Below are 6,526 nucleotides of genomic sequence, written 5' to 3' on the forward strand. Positions count from 1 at the left end.
GCGACTAATCAGATCGCACAAACTGGACTGAGTTCCCTTCCTCCGGTGATCTACTATTCGGAACAGCTATTTAGGGCTGCGGTTTTTTTATTGGCTCAACCTGTTGGCTCCAGACGCCAACAAGGCCAACCGTCCTTAGGCACGGCGCCAGCTGGTCTTGCCGGCGCTGTCTTCCAGCACGATGCCCATCTCGGTGAGACGGTTGCGGGCGGCATCCGCCGCAGCCCAGTTCTTGTCGGCACGGGCCTGATTGCGCTCGGCGATCAGGCGCTCGATCTCGGCCACTTCGTCATCCGCTTCGTCACCCTTGAGGAAGGCGTCCGGATCCTGTTGCAGGATGCCGAGCACGGCGCCCAGTTCGCGCAGACGGGCACCGAGGCCAGCGGCGACGGTGATATCTTCCGCTTTCTGGCGGTTGATCTCGCGCACCAGATCGAACAGGGCGGAGTAGGCTTCCGGGGTGTTGAAGTCGTCGTCCATTGCCTCTTTAAAGCGAGCCACCTGCTCGTCGCCACCGGCAGCGGCGACTACTGGCAGATCGCGCAGGGCGGTGTACATGCGCTCCAGCGCGGCGCGGGCTTGCTTGAGGTTATCTTCCGAGTAGTTGAGCTGGCTGCGGTAGTGGCCAGACATCAGGAAGTAACGGACGGTTTCGGCGTCATAGTGGGCAAGCACGTCACGGATGGTGAAGAAGTTGCCAAGGGATTTGGACATCTTCTCTTTATCCACCATCACCATGCCGCTGTGCATCCAGGTGTTGACGTAGTCGCCACCGTGGGCGCAGCAGGATTGGGCGATCTCGTTCTCGTGGTGCGGGAACTGCAGATCGGAGCCGCCGCCGTGGATGTCGAAGTGGTTGCCAAGGTGCTTGGAGTTCATGGCGGAGCACTCGATGTGCCAGCCAGGACGGCCCGGGCCCCAGGGGCTTTCCCAGGTCGGCTCGCCGGGCTTGGACATCTTCCACAGCACGAAATCCAGCGGGTTGCGCTTGGCATCGACCACGTCAACGCGGGCACCGGCTTGCAGCTGCTCCAGATCCTGCCCGGAGAGCTTGCCGTAGTCGGCATAGGATTCGACGATAAACATCACGTCGCCGTTATCGGCCACGTAGGCGTGATCCTTGGCGAGCAGGCTTTCCACCAGTTCGATGATTTCGCTGATGTGCTGGGTAGCGCGCGGTTCGATATCCGGGCGCACCATGCCGAGGGCGTCGAAGTCGGCGTGCATGTCGCCAATCAGACGCTCGGTCAGGTCGTCACAGGTGACGCGGGTTTCAGCGGCGCGCTTGATGATCTTGTCATCCACGTCGGTGATGTTGCGCACGTAGGTCAGGTCGTAACCGGCGTAACGCAGGTAGCGAGCCACCACATCAAAGGCGACGAAGGTGCGGCCGTGGCCGATATGACAGTGATCGTAGATGGTGACACCACACACATACATGCCCACCTTGCCCGGGTGGATAGGTTTGAATTCTTCTTTTTGACGAGTGAGTGTGTTGTATATCTTCAGCATCTTATAACCACTGCCTGTGAGTAAAATGGTTGGTCATAATACCCCGTTCAAGGGCAGAAAACGAGGCGGAAAATGTGGCCAGTCCCGCTTGCCGCCTATGTTCTGGCACTGGATGCGCCCTTTGCAGCACTTTCTGCAACACTATGCCGCAGCCCCTTGATGGGCTAGAATTGCCACCACTTTATGCCACACCCCGCAAGCGCCCTGTCGCTTGCTCACTTTTCGTTCAAAAGTATGAAAGGACATATCATGGTCACTCTGCACACCAATCACGGCGACATCACCCTCACCCTGAACGCTGAAAAAGCCCCGGAAACCGTGGCCAACTTCCTGCAATACTGCCGTGACGGTCACTACGACAACACCATTTTCCACCGTGTTATCGACGGCTTCATGATCCAGGGCGGCGGCTATGCTCCGGGCTTTGAAGAGAAAGATACCCGCGCTCCCATCAAGAACGAAGCGGCCAACGGTCTGTCCAACAAGGTCGGCACCATCGCCATGGCCCGCACCAGCGAGCCGCACTCTGCCAGCGCCCAGTTCTTCATCAACGTGAACAACAACGACTTCCTCGACTTCAAATCCGCCACCACCCAGGGCTTCGGCTACTGCGTATTCGGTGAAGTGACTGCCGGGATGGACGTGGTCAACAAGATCAAGGGTGTCAAAACCGGTAACTACGGCCGCATGCATCAAGACGTGCCGACCGAAGATGTGGTTATCACCAAGGTGACCCTTGCTGACTGATCTTTGCCAACTCGGCACGGATGAAACTGCGGCCCCGGCCGCAGTTTTTCCATCTGCCGCCACTACGGCTGGCCCGAACTGGCGCCGCCTCGACTATCTGGCCCACGGCAACGAACGCCAGCGCTCGGCCCATGCCCTGCTCACCGCCGGTGTGTGGGATGCGCTGGCAGCGCAGTGCGCCGATCTGGCGCTGGTGAGCACGCTCGCCATCGGCCTCGATCGGCCGGGCAGCGATCTCGATATTCTCTGCCAGCATCCCAATCCGGCGGCGTTTGCCGCTACTTTTGCAGACCAAGACTGGCAGGCGAGCGCCAAGGGCGAGAATATCTGGCTGCTGGAGCGCGTTTTTCCCTGTGCCGCCGATAGCGGTTGCGATAACCACATCGCCAGCTGGCCGCTGGAGCTCTATGTCACCCCCGCCCCCATTGAGACGCTGAACGGCTGGCGCCACCTCACCCTGATGGCCGCCCTGCTGCAACACTTTGGTGATGCCTTCTATCGGGAGGTATTGCGTCTGCGCCTTGAGCAAGGGTTGAAAGGGGAAGCGGCCATGTGCCGTTTGCTGGGGCTGGCTGGCGATCCTTACGCCGCCCTGCTGACGCTGGAGGGACGCAATCTGGCCGAGCTGTCATGGCAGCCGCCATCGAATGACGGTATTCATACACCCGCTAACGCGGCGGCGCCCGCAGCGCAGTATTCGTCCCCTGATGTTTCCACTATCTCTGCCACCCCTGTTTGCCCTGTTTCGACCGAGAGCCCGACCCCCACATCATGAGCACCCTCTTTATCAGTGACATTCACCTCTCTGCCCAGCGGCCCGATATGACCGCGGCACTGGTGCGCTTTCTCGAGCACGACGCCCCCGGCGCCGATGCCCTCTATGTGCTGGGGGATCTCTTCGAATTCTGGATTGGCGACGATGACCCCAATCCGCTCCATCAACAGATGGCCGACGCCTTTTTGGCCCTGAGCCAGCAGAACGTGCCCATCTACTTTATTCACGGCAACCGCGACTTTCTGCTGGGCCAGCAGTTTGCCCAGCGCGCGGGGATGACCCTGCTGGGGGATCCTTGCGTTATCGAGCTCTATGGCGAGCGGGTGCTGCTCAGCCACGGCGATCTGCTCTGCACCCTGGATGAGGGGTATCAGAAGTTTCGCCGCATCACCCAGCTCAAATGGCTGCGCTGGCTCTTTTTACGGCTGCCGCTGGCCCGCCGTCAGGCCATCGCCTGCAAGATGCGCGGCCAAAGCCAGATGGAAAATGCCCACAAGAGCCAGATCATCATGGATGTGACGCCCGCGGCGGTGGACGACACCCTGCGCGCCCACGACTGCCGGATGATGATCCACGGCCACACCCACAGACCCGCCATCCACGACTTCACCCTCGACGGCCACCCCGCCCGCCGCATCGTGCTGGGGGACTGGTTCGAGCAAGGCTCGGTGCTGATCTGCCGCCCCGGCGAGCAGCGGCTGGAAATGCGGGCGCTGGCAGAGGCTTGATAGCCCGCCAGTCCGGTTGACCACCAAGCGTACTCCCCTCATTTTACTCCCCATCGTTCGCGCCATCCGGTTCACACCGCATCAGGCGCGAACGAATAAGTGGCGATCGCTCACAGATCAGCAAAGCAAACCTGCTGGCATGTATCAGGACACAAGGTTGTGTGAACCCCGTCACCTCGCCCCTTGCCAATTGAGAGGATGATGGCGCTCAGGCAGAAACATCTTTCTCGCCAGCTATTTCAACAAGTTGAGGTTTGTATGCCTGACAGCAATGCGGTCGCTCACCCGTTCGATGCCAAGAAGATCAATGTCAACGATCCCTATGAAATGAAGCAGTGGATCAAAATGTTCGAGTGCACCGAAGTCCAGCTGAAACGGGCGGTCAAAGCAGTCGGCACCTCAGGCAAGGCGATCAGAAAACACCTCAAGAAGTGAGGGCGCCTCCCCATCACTGACCAGGCCCCGCTCGCGGGGCTTTCTCTTTCTGACATCTATTTAACAGCATCTATTTCCGACAAAGGGCCCAGTACACTGGCGAAAAAGGTTGTCGTTTGAAATCACCACATTTCGGAAAAACAAAAAAGGCCACTATTGCTAGTGGCCTTTCGTAACTCTTTGATTGCTTTACTTAATAACTGGTGCCGAGGCCGGAATCGAACCGGCACGACGCGAACGTCGAGGGATTTTAAAAGCCAAGAGTGAGTTGACGGAAAATTTATATGATTGATTTATAAGGGCTTCAAGTTTACATGAAATGCCTGATTTCACGCATTTTGTGGGGGCATTACGCCTGATAGTTCTGACTTTAAAGCCCATCGGACAAAGCATGAGAGCATCAAGCTCTCTCCATCTTTCGCTAACCACATATCTTGACAAACAGGTAATGTGACAAAAGTCACATTACCTCCACACGATAAAACACGGATACATAAGCAATTGATATAGCTTGGTATTTTTTTCATTAATTGGTGCAAAACAATTAACCGGCGAATAGTTACAAAAAATTTTCAAAGACCCTATTGAAAACGTCATCGCACTCACAGACAATCCTGTAGCAAAATAAACATCCGTATCAGATGTTCAAAAAATAATAATCACAAGCATCAATAAACTTTCAGCACGATGGGTAAAAAAATGCGTAATACGTTTGTAATGATCTTCTTGGCGCTCTGCGCCATGATGCTTGGTGGCTGTTCCTCAGTGCCAACCGTCACCGATGAGGCTGTCGTCAATGAGGCCAAAAGCTTCTCACCTCCTGCCGAGGGCAAGGCTCATGTTTATATCTACCGTCACGGCTGGCTTGCTCGCAATAGCAATATGGATCTTTTTATCGATAAAAAATTTCTAGGTGAATCAGAAAATAAACACTTCTATCTTCTGAAACTTGATGCAGGTAAAAACTATACATTTGAAACTGAAAGTGAATTTTCAAACAATAGTATTTCCCTAAATACCGAGTCAGGCAAAACATATTATATCTACCACTATCTTCGTATGGGGCTTCTCTTTAGTCAGTCTGATTTTGAGCTTGTGACAGACCCTGACGATATTGAAGATGCTCAAGTTCTGATCAAGAAATCTGAAATGTCATTACCACATACTTTATAACTTCTTGTAAAACCATCTGTATCTTTTAGGTCCTAGTATTTGTATCTGCATTTTTTATTTGGAGAAAATAGAAATGAATAAGTTACTGTTAGCTGTTCCAATCACTATGTTACTTACTGCTTGTGGACCTACCTCAGTTGAGGATTTTATGAAAGATCCGAAATTACTGAATGAAGCCCTGCAAGAGTGCACCTTGAAAATTGCACAAGGTAAAGACGCCAATTCAGATGAATGTAAAAATGCAATCGCAGCCCAGCAAAAAATGGCTACTAACTTGATGAAAAACATGTTGGGCCAGTAGTTTTTATTACCCATAACAAATTAGTCTAAATTAAACGATTAGATTTTTTGCCTAATCATGCCACTTGTTAGTATATAAACTGATATCATCATCTAATCAGGTGGCAAAAATCAATTTTAAGGTTCGCCTAACTGGTGCAATTACGAATGAGGCATTATCGCCTCCCAGTTGGGGAACTACACAGGGCGAGGCTGAACGAGATATATTCAATAGCCAGAGTAAACCTATCCAGTGGGCGGATGAGTATCAACACTCCACATAAACCAATTATCTACATGAGGTGTCACCTTGACCCATAAAACCCTGCAGCTCTCTGCACTCTGCTATGCGGTCAGTCTCATTGCCTCACCGGCCATTGCCGCAAATACGGGCTTCAAAACCCTGACAGTCGACCTGCCCATCACCACGCTCCAAGTGGTCAACGATGGTCTGATACGCTATGACTGGCGCAGTGACATTGATGAAGACTTTCGCGGCAAACCGAAGGCGGGCGAGGGATTCCTAGGACGACCAACTACGGGTGAGTATTACTATGCGGTCTACCAACATAAAGTGCTCTCCTTCGGCGGTACCATGGCATTGTACCAAGACGACTCCGTTGCTTCTGTCAAACAGGCCAAGGCAGACTTCGAGGAGTTAGTCAGTCAGGCGACCAAGATCTTGAAAGTCAAACCGGTGATCGTCCGCACAATAAAAGATAAGTCGGTGCCGTTTTTTGAATGTGTAACCGACAGCATGTGTGGTGATTACAGCGCAACCTATACCATCGGTACCAACGAGGCGGCGTTTTTCAAGATAGTTGTCGCGCAAAGCTGTTTTAAGCAGCCTCTTTCTGCTCCGGCTCGGGTTTCTCGG

At 53.8% G+C, this 6,526-nt stretch carries 8 protein-coding genes; 7 read left to right on the forward strand and 1 reads right to left on the reverse strand.

Translation table 11 applies throughout. The annotated features are described in order from the left end of the window. Positions 1 to 135: 135 nt before the first annotated feature. Complete coding sequence (gene cysS, locus OKC40_RS21480; RefSeq protein WP_270796937.1) at positions 136 to 1,512, reverse strand: cysteine--tRNA ligase; 1,377 nt, start codon at positions 1,510 to 1,512, stop codon at positions 136 to 138. Positions 1,513 to 1,761: 249 nt separating this feature from the next. Here cysS and OKC40_RS21485 point away from each other — a divergent pair, with 249 nt between their 5' ends. The 7 genes from OKC40_RS21485 to OKC40_RS21515 all read left to right on the forward strand — a co-directional run. After that, positions 1,762 to 2,259 (forward strand): peptidylprolyl isomerase, encoded by a 498-nt coding sequence (locus OKC40_RS21485; RefSeq protein WP_042655573.1) that lies wholly within the window; start codon positions 1,762 to 1,764, stop codon positions 2,257 to 2,259. Then, positions 2,249 to 3,034, forward strand: a complete 786-nt coding sequence (locus tag OKC40_RS21490; RefSeq protein WP_270796938.1) for a DUF4269 domain-containing protein — start codon at positions 2,249 to 2,251, stop codon at positions 3,032 to 3,034. Before OKC40_RS21485 ends, OKC40_RS21490 begins: the two co-directional genes overlap by 11 nt. Next, a complete protein-coding gene (gene lpxH / locus OKC40_RS21495; protein WP_270796940.1) occupies positions 3,031 to 3,762 on the forward strand; it encodes a UDP-2,3-diacylglucosamine diphosphatase in 732 nt (243 codons plus the stop codon). Before OKC40_RS21490 ends, lpxH begins: the two co-directional genes overlap by 4 nt. 258 nt (positions 3,763 to 4,020) lie before the next feature. Continuing rightward, complete coding sequence (locus OKC40_RS21500; protein WP_019445078.1) at positions 4,021 to 4,197, forward strand: DUF3606 domain-containing protein; 177 nt, start codon at positions 4,021 to 4,023, stop codon at positions 4,195 to 4,197. Between the two features lie 699 nt (positions 4,198 to 4,896). Further along, complete coding sequence (locus tag OKC40_RS21505) at positions 4,897 to 5,370, forward strand: DUF2846 domain-containing protein (protein ID WP_162517145.1); 474 nt, start codon at positions 4,897 to 4,899, stop codon at positions 5,368 to 5,370. Positions 5,371 to 5,443: 73 nt separating this feature from the next. Further along, positions 5,444 to 5,671 (forward strand): EexN family lipoprotein, encoded by a 228-nt coding sequence (locus OKC40_RS21510; RefSeq protein ID WP_139727431.1) that lies wholly within the window; start codon positions 5,444 to 5,446, stop codon positions 5,669 to 5,671. Positions 5,672 to 5,959: 288 nt separating this feature from the next. After that, on the forward strand, positions 5,960 to 6,526 hold a 567-nt coding region (locus OKC40_RS21515; protein ID WP_270796949.1), incomplete at its 3' end, for a hypothetical protein.

Origin of the sequence: Aeromonas sp. QDB11 (genome assembly GCF_027705265.1) — a bacterium.
Lineage (GTDB): Bacteria > Pseudomonadota > Gammaproteobacteria > Enterobacterales > Aeromonadaceae > Aeromonas > Aeromonas allosaccharophila.